This is a genomic window from Gardnerella sp. DNF01157, assembly GCF_049244225.1.
GTDB classification, from domain to species: Bacteria; Actinomycetota; Actinomycetes; order Actinomycetales; family Bifidobacteriaceae; genus Bifidobacterium; species Bifidobacterium leopoldii.
Genome location: NZ_CP058388.1, coordinates 940,356 through 958,090 on the forward strand (window position 1 = coordinate 940,356; position 17,735 = coordinate 958,090).

The window sequence follows — 17,735 nt, forward strand, 5'->3', positions numbered from 1 at the left end:
AAAAAATTTACGAAAAGAAATATACACTATGAAATTCGACTACCCTGTTGAGCTTCCTATTTGCGCAGCACACGACGGAATAATAGAAGCAATTAAGTCTTCACAAGTCGTGATTGTTTCCGGACAGACTGGCTCCGGTAAAACTACGCAAATCCCAAAAATGGCGCTTGAGCTTGGAAGAGGCGGAAGAGGTAAGCAAATCGTACACACTCAGCCTCGCCGTTTAGCTGCACGCACTGTTGCTGAGCGAATCGCAAGCGAAATGGAAGTAAAACTGGGTGAAGAAATCGGCTACCAAGTGCGATTTACCGACAAAAGTTCACCTAAAACGAAGCTTCGAATTGTTACTGACGGTATTTTACTTGCGCAAATTCAGCGAGATCCTCTTCTTACTAAATACGACACGATTATTATTGACGAAGCTCACGAACGCAGTCTTAACATTGACTTTTTGCTAGGGTATTTAACAACTTTACTTCCGCAAAGACGCGATTTGAAGCTGATTATTACTTCGGCAACAATAGATTCTGCAAAATTCCGTGAACATTTCGAACAAGCTTTACACATAAAAGTTCCTGTTATTGAAGTTTCTGGACGCACGTACCCTGTGAGAGTGCTTTATGAGCCGCTTGGCTCCGCGCCTTCACTTATGCGACATGTCCCCGGCTTTGCAGACATAACAATGGATGAGGAAACTGTCGCAGAAAGCCAATCTAACGAAAGCAATCGAGACGATATTACAGATGAAGATATGACATCTGCAGTAACTCGCGCATGCGCTCAATTAGTTATTCATTCAAGCCACGAGCAAGGCGCGCGCGACATTATGGTTTTCGCTTCCGGCGAGCGCGATATTAGAGAGTTTGAAGCAGGATTACGCTCATATTTTGGCACTCGAGCAAGTGATATGAAACGAGCGGATGCTATTGAAATAGTGCCGCTTTTTGCGCGTCTTTCTGCAAAAGATCAGCATCGCGTATTTGAACATCACTCTCATCAACGCATTGTTATTGCTACGAACGTTGCTGAAACTTCGCTTACTGTTCCTGGGATTCGATACGTTGTCGATCCTGGTTTTGCGAGAATTAGCAGATATTCTAAGTCTGCAAAAGTGCAAAGGCTTCCTATAGAGCCGATTTCTCAAGCGAGCGCAGATCAGCGTTCTGGACGATGCGGACGAATCGCGGACGGAATTGCTATTAGACTTTACTCGCGCGAAGATTACGAAACTCGACCTCGTTTTACCGATCCTGAGATTCTGCGCACTTCGCTTGGAGCAGTAGTATTACACATGCTTTCAGTAGGCGTTGCTAAAACTGGCGAAGATATTACGAATTTCGGTTTTATTGACCCTCCTGATATGAAAGCAGTAAGCGACGGCTTTAATGAGCTTAACGAGCTTGGCGCAATAAGCAGAAAATCAGGTTTCATTACTTTAACTCATATTGGACGCGAGCTTTCGAAATTGCCTATTGACATTCGTTTAGGACGCATGATTGTTGAAGCAGCTCGTAAAACCACTCCGAATACTCTTGCTGCTGTGCTGGTAATTGTTGCGTTTTTGAGTTTGCAAGATCCTCGCGAGCGCCCTGAAGAACAGCGTGAAGAAGCAGATAAACTTCATAATCGTTATGCCGATGAAACAAGCGATTTCTTAACTGCTTTAAATATTTGGGATTATATTTTCCAAGCAGACGGAAATATGAGCAATAATGCTCTTCGCAAACTTTGCAAAGCGGAATTCTTCCACTTTTTGCGTTTAAAACAGTGGAAAGATTTAGTTAATCAACTTCAAGATTTGTGTAAAGAATTACATTATAAAGTTGGCGAGCCTATTCCATCTAAAAGAGTATCTTTGGAAATTCGTCAACTTCCTAATAATCAGCAGGCTGCTCACAGCTTGTGCTGCTCTTGGGATTCGCAAGGAATACACTCGTCGATGCTTGCAGGATTGCTTTCTATGTTGGGAATGCAAGTAGTGCGTGAACCGAAAGCTTCAGATTTTGCCAATTTGCATGGATCAGCAAAAATTCGCGCTATGAAACGCGCTCAAAAAATGGCTAAAAACGACTATCAAGGCGCGCGCGGAGGAAGATTCGCAATATTCCCAGCTTCATCTGTTTCTAAAACAACTCCTTCATGGGTTATGTGTACGCAATTAGTTGAAACATCTAGACTTTGGGCAAGATATTGCGCGCAAATCGATCCTGCTTGGGCTGAGCCTCTTGCTAAAAATCTTACTAGAATCACGTATTCAGACGCTCATTGGAGCGCTTCTAAAGGTGCTGCTGTAGCAAAATCTAAGGTATTACTATACGGATTGCCTATTGTTCAAGATCGCACAGTTCAATGGGCTAGAGTTAATCCTTACGAAGCTCGAATGATTATGATTCGTCAAGGCTTAGTTGAGGCAGATGTGCAACAGCGTTTTGCACACGATGAGTTTATTTTAAATAATCACAATGTGCTTGAAGATGCAGATAATCAAGCAAATCGCACTCGCCAAATAAGCGAAACTGTAAACGACGAAGATTTATTTACTTTTTACGACACTCACATTCCTCAAGAAGCAACTACTATTGCAGCTCTTGCAAAATGGTGGAAAGATAACCGCGAAGAAGATCCGCACAAGTTAGACTTTAATCCCGATGAAGTTGAACGTTTACAAACTACGCAAAGCACTGATTTAGCTGATTATCCTGACCATTGGAATACAGTTGGTACAGACGGTCAGATTATAAGGTTGCGTTTAAGTTATGTGTATGATCCGGCTAATCCTTTGGACGGCGTAACAGTGCATGTGCCGCTTTACGTACTTTCGCGTTTAACTCCTGAAGAATTTACTTGGAATGTTCCAGGTTTGCTTGATGAGCTTATTATTGGCATGATTAAATCTTTGCCTAAAGCTCTACGAGTACAGTTTGTTCCAGCTCCTGACACTGCTCAAAAAATTCGCGCTTGGATTGACGAACATTACGACGAGCTTCCTGGGACTGGAGAAACAGAAAGCAATATAAAAAGCGAATGGCAAGATTTTAGAGAAGTTTTCACTAAAGCTGCAATTTGTGTAGTTGGCGCGCAAATACATCCTGAAGTTTTCGATGACGAGCAAATAAGCAGACTTTCGCCATACTTGCGCATGACGTTTAGTGTTGAAGAGAGAAAAGCTAACGAAAGTCGCAATAAACTTGCAGGTCGCAACAAGTACTCTAATCACGTAAAACCTACTCTTCTTGGAACAGACAAATCATTAATTGCATTGCAACAGCGTTTTGCGAAAGAAGCACAAGAATCTGCACGAGAAGTTGTAAATATCAAAGCAAATAAAGCAGCACAAGCTGGTCATGTAATTGAACGAGCAGATTTATTACACAAATCTGGTGCTACGAACCTTTCACGCGCACAAATGGTTTGGCAAAGCGCATTGAATATGCTGCATTTAGACAATAAGCGTATTACTTCTCGCTGGCTTGGTTCTGAAGCTTTAATGCTCGCAGCTGCACCTTATTCAACTTCTAATGCTTTAGCAGAAGACTTGCAAATGGCTGCAGTAAAACGACTAATTGCGAACACGGATAATATTACTGACGACAATTTATTACGCGAAACTGTTGCAAACGTATCTGAAGTATATGAAGACACTGTTTATGCTGTTGCACACGATGTGATCGCAATATTGAAGCGTCAAGCAGAATCAAGTAAAGCTGTTTCCGGCAAGGCTGATTTACCGTTGCTTTCAGTGTTGCAATCAATCCGAGAACACACTGCAAGTCTTGTATACGAAGGATTTATTGCCAAAACTCCATCTGATTCTCTACCTCGTATTGAACGCTACTTGCATGCAGACGTGATTCGTCTTACTAAAGCTAAAGCAGATAAAAACCGTGACGTACGTTGGGCTTGGCAAGCAGATGAAGCACATAAGCTTGTAATAAAAACTCAAGAAGACACTCAGAAAATCCCAGCGGGACCCGCTCATGACGAGTCGCAAATGATCGCTGAGAAATTACGTTGGATGTGCGAAGAATTCTATGTGTCTCTTTGGGCGCAAGAATTGGGAACTGCATATCCGATTAGCATACAACGCATGCGAAAGATGATTGACGGAAGGTGAAAACTGTTTCGCATATATGCATATATTTTTCTTAGCGCTTGCAATGTTGTAAACAATATTGCTCATAACGTTGCAAACAAACTTTATTTGCACAGTTGCTAAGTTATTGCCAATTATAATTCTATTGCTTTTGCTTTCACTATTATTTTTGGTCTTGTTCTTGATCTTCGTCTACTTCGATTGCATTGCTTTCTTTAGTGATAAAGTTTCTGAATGTAAATACGATAATTCCTAATAATGCAACAGCAGCACACATAAGAGATATGTTTGCAAATCCAGACGAAATACCAGAAGCACCGGTTATAGAATCCCCACTCAACATGTTTTTATCTAATATTCCGTCAAAAATTACTACACCAACAGACGCAGAAACACTAATAGCTAAATCATTCATTCCGCACCCTCTGCCAGATTCTTCAACTGGAAGAGATGAAAGAATTGTTGAGGCCAGTGGAGAATACACCATTCCACAACCTGCATAATAAATGCATGCACACAAAGCTATAGCCAAGAATCCAGAATTTATTAATACTGCAATACCAATCCATCCGCAAAGTATAAACAATATTGCTAATAATAAACCTGTTTTTCTTCCTATACGACTAATTATTAAGCCTGAGCATGAACCGAATATTGCAGCAACAATAAAAGCCCAAACTAAATAAGAAGCTACTTGTGAAGTAGTCATATTATACAAAGTTTTTCCAACTCTATTGAACAGTGGACTTATGCAATAATTCGTGAAGTATATTATGCCCATCAAAATTATGCCAGAAAGCCAACGAATATTCTTGAAGAAAGCTGGCGTAACGAATGGCTCTTTAGCTTTACTAATGTAAATACCAAAAATTATAAACAATATAATTGCTGAAATAAGCATCAACAAGTTTCTGTATGAAATGAACAATGTAAGAGATGCAACAGCAAATCCAAAGACTGTAAAACCAACAACATCAATTTTTTTACCATTGCCGTTTTTTGTTGGTAAATAATGCAATAATGCCGGCAATATTAGAATAGTTAATGCTGGAATTAAGAATAAATATTGCCAAGCAATAGAGCTTAACAATCCTGCTGAAAACACTCCAATACATGCAGAAAGCTGGTACGATGCTGTAAATAATCCGAAGAAGATAACTTTCAAATCATTTCGCAAATATTTTGTTGCAATTACTAAGAATGATGAACCTGCTACTTGTTCACCAGTTGTTTGCATAATACGAGCAGCAATAACTGTCCACAAATTTGGCTCAAAACAAGAATTAGCTACAAATCCAAAAACTGAGCCTATAAACAAAGATGTTAATCCAATGGTTACTAGCTTTTTTAATGACACAAAGTCGCCTAAAGAACCGTAAATAAAGCATACGATTCCTAAAATAATGCCAGGTAAACCTGTTATAAGAGGCGCTTGATCAACAGCTTTCACATCTATACCAACTTGTTTATAAACAAGGTTGAAACCTTGCAAGCACAACGTGCTAATAATAAATGTAATAAGCAGTAGTATTAACGCACGAACAGCAACCTTATTGCGCATTTCTGGGTCATCATAAGGATCCATAGAAGAACAATCAATTCGTTTAGTTCCAATCATCATTATCTTACTCTCCTGCCACATCCTAATAATTCCAACATTTGTGCAGAAAACTACTGCAAATAAATCAATCTGCCCTAACAATCTAAAGTTAATCGCAACAAATTCTTCGCGCGTAGCTACTCAATCGGATAATTCTACAGTTTGATAGTTACAATCAACAATAAAAATTGGGAACAATTTTAAAAAATAATCACAATAATAAAATGATTCGCATATCACTTATAATGTAACAAGCTAAGTAGGAGGAAACATGGTGCAGAGAAGAAAGAAACATGATTCTATTCATGTCAACCTAAATAGTGAACATAATAGTGGTGCTCATCACAATAAAAACAACAGTTCTTTAAAGCATAAGTTTTACTCCAATAAAATTTTACGAAACATTATTATTGCTGTCATAGGCATTGCTATTATCATTCCTGTTGTTCAGTGGATACGTTGGGAACAGACTGTTTCTGATCTTCGCAACAAACAAGAACAACTTGTGTCACGCTTTGATTTTAATCCAGGCAATATTATTTCTGATTCTCAATTTTTTGACGATAACGCAATGAGTAAAGATGAAGTACGCAATTTTATACGCAAAAAAGGAGCAAAATGCACTGGTAAAAATTGCTTAAAAAATGCGTACTTTAATACTCACACTATTCCTGCCGATTCACTATGTTCAAAGTATCAAGGTGTAAGCAAAGAATCTTCTGCAGACATAATATACAAATCAGCAAAAGCATGTCATATCAGTCAACAAGTATTACTTACAATGCTGCAAAAAGAACAACATCTTGTAACAGACACTGATCCTAGCGATTTCCAATACAAATCAGCTATGGGATTAGATTGTCCAGATGATTCTCATTGCAACCCACGTTTTGCAGGATTCTTTAAACAAGTAATTGGTTCCGCAAGAAGATATAGATATTATCTTCTTCATAACGATCAATATAACTACCACCCTAACACGATTAACACAATTCAATATTCGCCAAATAAATCATGCGGATCTAGCAATGTTTATATCGAAAATAAGGCTACTGCATTGCTTTATATCTATACTCCTTATCAGCCAAATATAGAATCGTTAAAAGCTGGATACGGCGAAGGAAATTCGTGCTCAGCATATGGAAATCGCAATTTTTCATTGATTTACTCTGCATGGTTCGGAGATCCTCGCAAATAATATTCGTTAGATCAACATAGAAATACAATTTTGGTGTATAAGCGTCGAGATATACTTAGATGCCTAATTTTTGGCACAATTGGTTGCGGTATTTTACGAAGAATGGATGCGTATGTCTACCTATTCCTCACAACTTGGTGAAGAACAACAAGCTGTTGACCGAGCTTATAGCCGTCTAGACGATTTGCGTAATACTATTCGCGCACGCTTAGACGCTGTGCGCGCGTCAGGTTCGCACGGTTCACCAACACAGCGCACAGAGCGCGACTCATTCGCAACCATGTACGAAGATCGTCTTACACAATTACGAGCTGTTGAGGATCGTCTTGTTTTTGGAAGGCTTGATAACACAGAAGGCATTAGGCGATACATTGGTCGCATTGGTTTGCTTAGCGAAAACCATGATCCTATTCTTACAGATTGGCGCGCTGAAGCTGCACGACCTTTTTATGAGGCAACCCCTTCGCATCATGGCGATATTGTTATGCGTCGTCACATTACACTCCGTTTCAGAGACGTTATTGGTGTTGAAGATGAAGTACTTGACATACATTCTGATGAAATAGGAAAAGCTTCACAACAAGGTACTCTTACTGGCGAAGGAGCACTGCTCGCATCTTTAGGTTCTCGCAGAACCGGCAAAATGACTGATATTGTTGCCACTATTCAAGCAGAACAAGATCGAATTATTCGCGCTCCTCTTGATCACACTATTGTTGTACAGGGAGGTCCTGGCACAGGAAAAACAGCTGTTGCTTTGCACAGAGCAGCCTATTTGTTATACACTCACAGGCGCAAACTTGAGCGTTCAGGAGTTCTTATTGTTGGTCCAAGTTCGGCATTCTTGCGTTATATTGATCAAGTACTCCCTTCTCTTGGTGAAACAGGTGTAGTAAGTAGAACTATTTCCGACTTAATTCCTGGAATTTGTGCTACAGCTGGAGATTCTCCATATGCAGCAAAATTAAAGGGAATGTATCGTATGCGAACAGTTATTGCGAATGCAATTGCCGCTCGTATTCGCGTTCCTAAAAATCTTCCAACAATTCATGTTGGAGGATTTAGTATTCCTCTTCTAAAAGAAGATATTGAGATAGCTCAATCAGATGCTCAACGGACTCACCAGCCGCATAACCAGGCGCGAAATACTTTTATAAAAACTGTGCTCAGCATATTGAAAAATCGTTATTTGGAAAAGCTTGATTATGTTCCAGATCAAGTTGAATTAAACGATATAACTTCTCAACTTCGTCTTGACGATAAACTGCGCATTACTTTAAATCTTGCATGGTTACCTATGACTGGAGAATGGCTTATTGACCAACTTTTTGCTAAACCTGACAAATTACGCACATACGCACCTTGGTTAAGCAACGAAGATATCAACTCACTTACTAGACCAAAAGGCAGCCCGCTTACTCGTTCTGATATTCCATTACTTGATGAAGCTATGGAATTGCTTGGTCCTGATCCAAAACTTGACGCTCAAAGATCTGCAGCACAAGCAAAAAAACTTGAAGAACAGCAATTTGCAGCTGACACTCTAGCACAAGCTGGTATTGGAAATGGCATAGTAACCGCCGATATGCTTCTTGATAATCTGCAAGGCGACGATGCAGGAATGCTTGCCCGTAAAGCAGCTTCTGACCGCGAGTGGACATATGGTCACGTAGTTGTCGATGAAGCTCAAGAGCTCACAGCAATGGATTGGAGAATGCTTATTCGTCGTTGTCCTTCACGCTCCTTTACTATTGTTGGCGATGTTGCACAGACTTCTGCGCTCGGAGGAACTCACAGATGGCAGAAGAATATGAATTCTCTATTTGGAGAACCAAATTGGGATCTTTACGAGTTAACAATTAATTATCGAAATCCTAGTGAAGTTTCTGAAGCAGCAAGCAAGGTTGCAACAGATTCAGGATTATACATTTCTACTGTTCATGCAGTTCGCTCAGTACCTGATTCACTTGTATCACAAACGGTTGAATCACAAGATGAACTCGATACTGCACTTGCAGAATCTTGTACAAAACTATTCGAAAAATTTGTCTCTGATGATGGTAGTGGTCGTATTGCAATCATTACTCCTAACAGCATGGTTAGCCATGCTAAAAAGGTTGTAAACCAAGCATTAGAACATGCATTACCTGAAAAATTATGGAATCAGTTAAACAAACAAAATGCCGATGATTGCCAATGCAGCGTTTGCACAGCTGAGGAAGTAAAAGGTCTTGAATATGACGCTGTCATAGTGTTGCAACCTTCTCAAATTGAACAGGAAGCAGCATCTAGACTAGCTGCTGCAGCCAATCTATATGTTGCAATGACTAGACCAACTCAAAAATTGCATATAATACGCACTAAAGATGACGCAAATTTTGAGAAATAGAACTCAAAATAATGCAAAAGCGCAGGGAATAGATATTCTGTAACAATAATCGATAAAATTATTATTCTTCTGTTTTACTGCGCTTCAAATCTTCAATGGCATGTTCAAAATCTTCAAGACCCGTGAAGTTTTGGTACACACTTGCAAAACGAAGATATGCAACTTCATCTAATTCACGCAATGGCTTAAGAATAGCTTTGCCAACTTCTTCAGATGTAACTTGCGCTAAACCTCGTGCTCGCAAATCAGCTTCTACTCGCATACCAATCGTCTTTAATGCCTCAGCATTAATAGGGCGTCCTTGACATGCTTTGCTAACACCGGCAACAACTTTTGCTCGATCAAAAGGTTCAATAGAGCCTGAACGCTTCATTACAAGCAACTGAGTTGTTTCTACTGTAGTAAATCGATTACCACAAACTTGGCATTCACGTCTACGGCGAATAGAGTAACCATCTTCGCTGATACGAGTATCTATAACTTTCGTATCAGAATTTTTACAAAAAGGACAATGCATACATTCAGCATACTAAAAAATAGCGAAAAACTACATAATATTATTCACTTTATTCAAATATTTCCGAATATTATACGATTTTATTGTCCATAATCCGAAATACTCCATAAAACACACTGAATATTACATCATCATTTTCAGTAAAACTTATCTCATCAGTTTCAATTTCAAATATAGTAATATTTTCCCTTCTCATATTCCCCCAATTTCATACTATTTGCACTCAATCAACTATTGAGCATCATTTAATGGAACATTAATAGACTGTCCGATTACCAAATCTTCAGAAGAAAGATGATTTAAAGCCATTAAACGCTCTACATTATCTGATATATCACCGTTTTTAGGAGTAATAGTGGCAGCATAATTCCATAACGTATCTCCAGGACGAACTGTATATGTAACAACTCTTTCAGGTATCGCAGAAACAGCAGTCTTTGGCATAAACAATGTACAGAATGTTATTGCTGTCATCAAAAGTACAGCTACACGAAAAACTCTAGTTTTGCGCGCATGCTTATTAGAAACGCAGCGTTTACGAATCAAATAAGTATTTTCTTGCATACCTACTCTAGCTTCCCTGCCACTTCTAATTAATGACGTACTCATAACTGTCCTTTCTCCTTCCTTAATCGACTGAACATTTGTTCTATCGAACAGGTGTATTAATAATGACACATTTGTTCGATAGTTGCAACGGCGTGTCGAACAGATGTTTGATTTTTCTAAGAAAGTGCGTTAAAATAGTAAAAGCGAAAGGAGCACCATGAATAACGATGGCACAAATAATGATAACAACGGCATTAATGCTAGCGATATTAACGCAATGTCACTTACTGACCGCCAACGCAATATTATCAATGCCATCCAAAACAATATAAAAATTCATGGATTCCCTCCTTCTTTCCGCGAAATCGGAGAAGCAGTTGGACTTAGAAGTCCATCTTCTGTGAAACATCAATTGCGAACACTTGAAGATAAAGGGATTTTGCGAATTAATGCAAATAAAGGTCGCGCTATTGAAATTCTTGATAATTCAATTGTTGAAAACAATTCAAACAACAAAATTAATAAAAATTCTTCAAGAGTTGCCAATATTAGCGCATACGAATCTGATTCTGTTATAAATTCTAGAGATGTCCCTCTAGTGGGAAGAATCGCAGCAGGAGCTCCAATAACAGCAGAACAGCATATTGAAGATGTAATGCGATTGCCAGAACGTCTTACAGGTACAGGAAATCTTTTTATGCTTGAAGTACACGGCGATTCGATGATTGACGCCGCTATTTGCGATGGCGATTATGTAGTAGTTAGAGAGCAGCATGAGGCTGTAAATGGAGACATCGTTGCAGCACTGCTAGATAACGAAGCAACTGTTAAAACTTTCAGAAATGACCATGGTCACGTATGGCTTATTCCACATAATCCGGCGTACTCTCCTATTGACGGATCACACGCAACTATTATGGGAAAAGTTGTTACAGTATTGCGAAAAATCTAACAAATATAACTGCTGAACAAACAATAGAATTTAACACAATAAGTTGTAAGTTGTCATTAGCTCATAGAGCTAAAGCAGCAGAGAACATAAATTGCAAACCATAAAAAAAAACAAGTTATAAAATGCAAAACGCAAAACTTGAAACTTAAAACCCTAAAACTTAAAACCCAAACCCTAAAAAAATCTCCCCACCTATTCACAAACGAACTAGGTGGGGAGATTAATACTTACTTACGCAAGTGGATGTGAATCCTTAATTGTCACTGAAATTTCACGTCCATTTGGAGCCGCATAGCTAACAGTATCACCAGTATGAGCACCCATAATAGCCGCTCCAATTGGAGATTCCGGGCTAATAACGTCATAATCTGTAGCTACAGCAATATCGCGAGAACCAAGAACATAAGTCATTTCTCGACCTGCTAGCTCAAGAGTAACCAAAGAACCATTGCCAACAGTGCCATCCTTCGGAGCTTCAAGAATCTTCGCATTACGAAGCTTCACAATAAGCTCATTAATGCGACCTTCATTCTTTCCTTGCTCCTCGCGAGCAGCCTGATAACCACCATTTTCAGACAAATCGCCTTCAGCACGAGCTGCAGCAATACGCTCAGTGATTTCTTCTCGATACTCACCTTCACGATGCGCTAACTCTTCTTTTAGTTTGTCATACGCTTCCTGCGTAAGTAAAATAGTTTTTTCTTCAGCCATTGCTACCTCCTTATACAACAATCTCTAAAAATAAAAACTATGCGCGCGTAAATAAAATTCACGCTCTTCTATCAACGAGTTGAAATAATATCAACAACAAATACCAAAGTGTCTCCGCCGCCAATACCGGCTTGAGGTATGCCACGAGAGCCATAACCATACTCTGGAGGAATAGAAATCAACAAACGAGATCCAACATTATGACCTGGAACAGTGCGATCCCAGCCCTGAATCACTTGACCGACACCAATACCGAAACTAGCTGGAGTATGACGAGCAAAGCTTGAATCAAATGGCTTTTCGCTACCCCAAACCACACCATGATAATTCACAGTTACAGTGTCACCGGCACGAACTACAGGACCATTACCTTCAACTAATTCAACAACTTTAAGACCTGCTGGCGGTTCAGATTCAGGGAACGTCACCGTTGGCGTAGTGCCAAATTCTGCAATCACTTCTGGCATATCTTGTGCCATATTTCCTCCTTTACAAACTCCAAACAGTATAATCTGAACAGTATAACATCTACACAGACAGCTTTTAACCATCCTGCATTACTAAAGCAGCGCATTTTAAATAGTACATTTAAGTAAATGCACATTCGAATAAATGCAGTTTAGACTAACACTTCCTAGATTAACCTGTCCTAGATTAGCACTGAAACGTTACGTATGTACATGAAATATACGCATTGTGTATAACTTAGCAAAAATTAATCTCAAAATATCAGCGAATTAATGCAAAATATTAGCAAATTAGCACTCAACAACGTTTACAGCTAGCCCGCCTTTTGAGGTTTCGCGATATTTAGACATCATGTCATGACCAGTTTCTTTCATAGTCTTAATCGCTTTGTCAAGGCTTACCATGTGCGAGCCATCTCCAAGCATTGCCATTCGAACGGCATTAATTGCAGTATTTGCAGCCATAGCATTGCGTTCAATACAAGGAATTTGTACCAAACCGCCTACAGGATCGCAAGTTAATCCCAAATGGTGTTCTATACCGATTTCTGCAGCATTTTCAACCTGTTCCGGGGTTCCTCCCAACACTTCGCACAATCCTGCAGCAGCCATTGAACAGGCAGAACCAACCTCTCCTTGGCAACCAACTTCAGCTCCAGAAATTGAAGCATTTCGCTTAAATAAGTAACCAACAGCACCTGCAGCAAGCAAGAATCGCACAACTCCGTCTTCATCAGCAGAATCAACAAATCGCCAATAATACTGCAATACTGCAGGAATAATTCCTGCAGAACCATTCGTTGGAGCAGTAACAATACGCCCACCACCAGCATTCTCTTCACTAACAGCGAGCGCAAAAAGATTAACCCACGCAGAGTCTGAACTTTCTAAAGCAGCATCCGAACGACGACGATTGTTGCGAAGCATGTCTGAATTTGCAGCTAAGCGCTCATACATGTGAGGAGCTCTACGAGGCACATCAAGGCCTCCTGGCAAAATCGGTTGCTTTGAGTTGCATCCGTTTTCTACACATTTACTCATAACTTTCCAAACATGCAGCAAATAGTTGCGCACATAGTCGGCATTTCCTTCATGCAATGCAAGCTCGTTTTGCCACACAACATCGCTTATTGACATATGCTTTTCTCGGCAAATATTTATAAGCTCGTCGCATGAAGTAAAAGGATAAGGTACAGTGGAATCTTTTGTTTGATTTGAGGAGTTTGCAGCATTATCGCTACTATTTCCGTTATTACTTTCGTTATTATTCTCGTTATTACTTTCGCTATTATTCTCGCTTACACCATTCTTATTGGCATTATTTTCATCCTGCTCAGTAACACGCTCATGCAGGCCAACCATTGCATCATCTGCACACCCTTGACGAATAAATCCGCCGCCAATTGAATACCAAACTTGCTCATCGATTTTATTTCCGTCAGAATCAGTTGCAAGAAAACGCATTCCATTAGGATGAACAACCATTCGCATCCATTTTTCAAAAATTACGTCCTTATCGTAATCAAAAGCAATAGTATGCTCACCTGCGAGCGTTAAAGTGCCAGTTTTTTTGCATTCCTGACGAATAGTAAGCATATGATCAGTGTCTACATTATCTGGAAGATTTCCTTCAAGACCTGCAACGCAAGCACGATCAGTACCATGACCAAGACCTGTCAAAGACAACGATCCGTAAAGAGTCACACTTACATGTGCAACGTTTGCAAGACTACCACTTTTTTTAAGCGATGAAACAAACGAGCATGCAGCTCGCATAGGACCTACTGTATGTGAAGAACTAGGACCAACTCCAACTGAAAACATCTCTAAAATACTAAACACGTATCTATTGTAAGCATTATTAAGCTCACGTCGACACACTAATTACATGAGAAATATGTTAGATTGTTCACTTCTTACTTTGTTTAGATAACAAGTTTGCTAAACTCACACACGCAAACCATAAGATTACAGCTAACACAACAGCTATAAGCATTACCGTAAACGCACTTCCTGCAGTCGGCACGTGAATTTCGAAGAACTTTGCAGTAAACGGTATAAAAGCTCCAGCAACTCCAGCTGCAGCAAATAGCGCAACCATAATTCCTCTCCACGAGCACAAAGGCTTGGCGACGCTTGCAAGCACGAGTATGCCGAGAACAAATACGATTACGGAACAAATACTGCGAGTGGTTGCCAAAGCTTGCACGTTCGAAACAATAAAACGAGATGCTATCAAATTATTTGCAACAACATCGTCAAGATTTAATCCCAAAACTCGTGGAGCTATAACAGCAGTAGCGAGCACAGAAGCAGCTATAGCAAATCCGCTAGGAACAGCAAAACGAACAACTCGCTTCAAGAATCCTGGAATATATCGACGAGTATTAGGCGCCAGAGCGAGCAAAAATGCTGGAATACCAATAGTTAAAGAACCAATATAAGTAATGTGACGAGGCAAATACGGGAAGTGCAACGCTAGAAGCACAACTCCTGCAGAAATAAGCGCAGAATAAACAGTTTTTACAAGGAACAAGCCAGCCACACGTTCCATATTTGCCATCACTTGCCTACCGCGAGCCACAACATCTGGCAAATGCGAGAAGCGCGAATCAACAAGAACCACTTGAGCTACAGCTTTTGCAGCAGGAGCAGCATTGCCCATAGCAACGCCCAAATCAGCTTCTTTAAGAGCCAAAGTATCGTTCACGCCGTCACCAGTCATAGCGACCACATGACCTTGAGTGTGAAGCGCCTGAACAATCGCTTTCTTTTGATGAGGAAGCACACGTCCAAGCACATCCACATTTTCAAGCACTTTAGCCAATTCGTTAATATTTTCTGGCAGTTTTCTAGCGTCCATTGCAACAGGCTTGCGATCTCCTGTTAAGCCAACTTTTGCAGCAACAGCCGCAACAGTTCTAGGATTATCTCCTGAAATTACTCGGCAGCGCACACCCTGCTCACGGAACCACGAAAGAGTTTTACGAGCGTCTTCACGAATACGCTCAGAGCAGCGAACTAAAGCAACAGGCTGAGCATTTGCACAAATAGTAGGAGAATTGCCAAAAGTTTTATCTGTTTCTGTTACGCTATTTACCTCATTACTTTCAACGCTACTTACTTTTGCAAGAAGCAGCACGCGCTCGCCTTGCTCAGCATAAGAATTAACTTTCTCTAAAAGTTCATTAGTATTTGCATGATTAATCGCACTTAGCAACACTTCCGGAGCACCCATATACCAAGTTGCACGCTCTCCACTACTTTGCACATATTGCACAGCGCTCCATTTTCTAGCAGACGAGAATGGAAGACGATTAGATACATGCGCGCTAGCTGCAACTCCTTGAGCATCAAGCCCTTGCATAATTGCAACGCCTGTTGCGTTAGGATTTTCTTCATTAGATAAATCAAATAAAGCTTGATTAGTTTGCAAGCTGGTCTGTAAAGATATTTCTACACTACTATTATCTAGATTTTCTACACCAACGAATGCAATACCACCATCGGTTATAGTGCCAGTTTTGTCTAGGTTCAAGCAGTCTACGCGCGCTAAAGTTTCTACAGATTCCAACTCCTGAACTAACGTTTGCTTACGCGCAAGTCGCATAGCAGCCACCGCAAAATTAAGCGAAGTAAGAAGAACCAATCCTTCTGGAATCATGCCAACAACGCCTGCAACAGCAGAGACAACAGCTCCCCTCCAAGCACCAGTCTGCCAAGCTTCAACAAATCCGCCAACCTTGTGCATTTGCGACCACACAAGCAGCACACACAAAGGCACCACAACCATCGTCATATACTTCAAAATCGTATTAATTCCACGACTTAAGTCGGAAATTGTTTTGGTATAAACCTTCGCTTGCGCAGCCAATTTTGCAGCATAACTGTGCTCACCTACGGCAGTAACACGCGTTAAAGCCATTCCAGAAACTGCAGTAGATCCGGAATAAACGTCGTCACCTTGGGCTTTTCGAACTGTAGCAGATTCGCCTGTGAGCATGGACTCGTCCATTTCCAATCCCCACGATTCCAGCACTTCTACGTCTGCTGGAACCTGCTCGCCGGCTCTGAGCCACAAAACATCCCCAAGCACAATATCTTTGTGCGCAATCTCAATATTTTCTCCGCCTCTACGCACCATTGCGCGAGCGGCAATCAATATAGAAAGCCTATCCAAAGTGCGCTTTGCTTTTAATTCAGTCACAATGCCAATTCCAGTGTTTACCAGAATTACTACACCAAAAACAGCATCCTTCCACGAACCAGTTGCAAGCACGACAACCATTGCTGTGAAAATAATCGCGTTAAACAATGTAAACACGTTCGCGCGCACAATATCCATTAAAGAACGAGAAGTCTGCTTAGAAGTAATATTCACGTCTCCGCGAGAAACAGCCTCTGCAACCTCTTCGTCACTCAATCCATCAACTTCTACTTTAGGAAGCGCCGCAATAGCTTTATTATTAGCGTTTTCTGTAGACGCTATTGCATTTTGTTTATTACTTGTCATTTATAATCACTTCCCTGCTGTGTGGCGTATTGTCAATTATTGCTCGAACAATGCTTAGCAAAGACGAACGCTCAAATTTTGATTTCTTGCTTTTATTGTTTAAAGATTCGCTATTTTTTGATAAATAAGATTCATGAATATTTTTTCCAATTCCACTTCCATCGCTATCAAAATACAAAGTAGCTGCGTATAAAGTTGCGTCTTTTGGTGCTTTTACAGGATTTATTAACGCAACTGGCACTCCAGCGTAACGCGCGTATTGCAGCGCAGAAATCCATGCTTTGCTTTCGTTTTGTTTATTGCGAGTGCTGTTATTAAGCTTGTTATTCTCTTTTATATTAGGTTGATTATTAGCATTATGCAGGTCGTCAACGCCTGTTACGTCGAGCGCGTCTATAAGTATTAATGAAACAGGCTGCTCGCTTGCAGCGCGAATAGCTTGCTGAGCAGCTTCGTTAGGATTAGCAACATTGGATAGCGGCACATAAGAGGCACTCAATTTTGACGTTTTACAATGCTTCATAACTTCGTCATCAAGCGCAGCTAATTTTGAACCAATTACAAGTAGATGAATATCGTCAATATCCACACCGTCGTGAATTATGTCTCCAACGCGACCAGTATTCCCCACAGCTTTACCCTGCGGCTCGCAAGCACTCAACGCACCCAGCGCTAAAGCAGTTACGACAGTAGTCGCAAAAATGGTAATAGCGCGTTTAGAAAACATAAGACTTTTATACCACACC

General features: G+C 40.3%; 11 protein-coding genes and 1 pseudogene. 4 read left to right on the forward strand and 8 right to left on the reverse strand.

What is annotated here, in order from left to right:
- Position 1: 1 nt before the first annotated feature.
- Positions 2–4,114, forward strand: a pseudogene (gene hrpA / locus HXT38_RS03480) (ATP-dependent RNA helicase HrpA); the annotation flags it as partial.
- 142 nt (positions 4,115–4,256) lie between these two features.
- Here the strand turns inward: hrpA and HXT38_RS03485 are convergent.
- Positions 4,257–5,714: an MFS transporter gene (locus HXT38_RS03485; protein WP_004107137.1), complete on the reverse strand. Its 1,458-nt coding sequence runs from the start codon at positions 5,712–5,714 to the stop codon at positions 4,257–4,259.
- Between the two features lie 250 nt (positions 5,715–5,964).
- Between HXT38_RS03485 and HXT38_RS03490 the strand changes: the two genes are divergently transcribed.
- Positions 5,965–6,891 (forward strand): hypothetical protein, encoded by a 927-nt coding sequence (locus tag HXT38_RS03490; protein WP_004119897.1) that lies wholly within the window; start codon positions 5,965–5,967, stop codon positions 6,889–6,891.
- 112 nt (positions 6,892–7,003) lie between these two features.
- Complete coding sequence (locus tag HXT38_RS03495; RefSeq protein ID WP_112928877.1) at positions 7,004–9,280, forward strand: HelD family protein; 2,277 nt, start codon at positions 7,004–7,006, stop codon at positions 9,278–9,280.
- 61 nt (positions 9,281–9,341) lie between these two features.
- On the opposite strand, the gene nrdR is transcribed toward HXT38_RS03495, so the two are convergent.
- Entirely contained in the window at positions 9,342–9,797 is a 456-nt protein-coding gene (nrdR, locus tag HXT38_RS03500) for a transcriptional regulator NrdR (RefSeq protein ID WP_004119918.1), read from the reverse strand.
- 231 nt (positions 9,798–10,028) lie between these two features.
- Positions 10,029–10,406: a LysM peptidoglycan-binding domain-containing protein gene (locus HXT38_RS03505; protein ID WP_004119920.1), complete on the reverse strand. Its 378-nt coding sequence runs from the start codon at positions 10,404–10,406 to the stop codon at positions 10,029–10,031.
- Between the two features lie 217 nt (positions 10,407–10,623).
- Here HXT38_RS03505 and lexA point away from each other — a divergent pair, with 217 nt between their 5' ends.
- Positions 10,624–11,298, forward strand: coding sequence for a transcriptional repressor LexA (gene lexA / locus HXT38_RS03510; protein WP_100066613.1), 675 nt, complete (start codon positions 10,624–10,626; stop codon positions 11,296–11,298).
- A 231-nt stretch (positions 11,299–11,529) separates the two neighbouring features.
- Here lexA and HXT38_RS03515 read toward each other — a convergent pair whose 3' ends face one another.
- From HXT38_RS03515 to HXT38_RS03535, 5 genes are all read right to left on the reverse strand, one after another.
- Positions 11,530–12,009: a GreA/GreB family elongation factor gene (locus tag HXT38_RS03515; protein ID WP_004107146.1), complete on the reverse strand. Its 480-nt coding sequence runs from the start codon at positions 12,007–12,009 to the stop codon at positions 11,530–11,532.
- A 71-nt stretch (positions 12,010–12,080) separates the two neighbouring features.
- Positions 12,081–12,488: an FKBP-type peptidyl-prolyl cis-trans isomerase gene (locus HXT38_RS03520; RefSeq protein ID WP_116971448.1), complete on the reverse strand. Its 408-nt coding sequence runs from the start codon at positions 12,486–12,488 to the stop codon at positions 12,081–12,083.
- Positions 12,489–12,767: 279 nt separating this feature from the next.
- The gene (locus HXT38_RS03525; RefSeq protein ID WP_421791630.1) at positions 12,768–14,300 is read right to left on the reverse strand and encodes an L-serine ammonia-lyase; all 1,533 of its coding nucleotides are present in this window, start codon (positions 14,298–14,300) and stop codon (positions 12,768–12,770) included.
- 85 nt (positions 14,301–14,385) lie between these two features.
- Positions 14,386–16,989, reverse strand: a complete 2,604-nt coding sequence (locus HXT38_RS03530; protein ID WP_421791632.1) for an HAD-IC family P-type ATPase — start codon at positions 16,987–16,989, stop codon at positions 14,386–14,388.
- The gene (locus HXT38_RS03535) at positions 16,979–17,716 is read right to left on the reverse strand and encodes a hypothetical protein (RefSeq protein WP_174143392.1); all 738 of its coding nucleotides are present in this window, start codon (positions 17,714–17,716) and stop codon (positions 16,979–16,981) included. The genes HXT38_RS03530 and HXT38_RS03535 overlap by 11 nt, the downstream gene beginning before the upstream one ends.
- Positions 17,717–17,735: the final 19 nt, after the last annotated feature.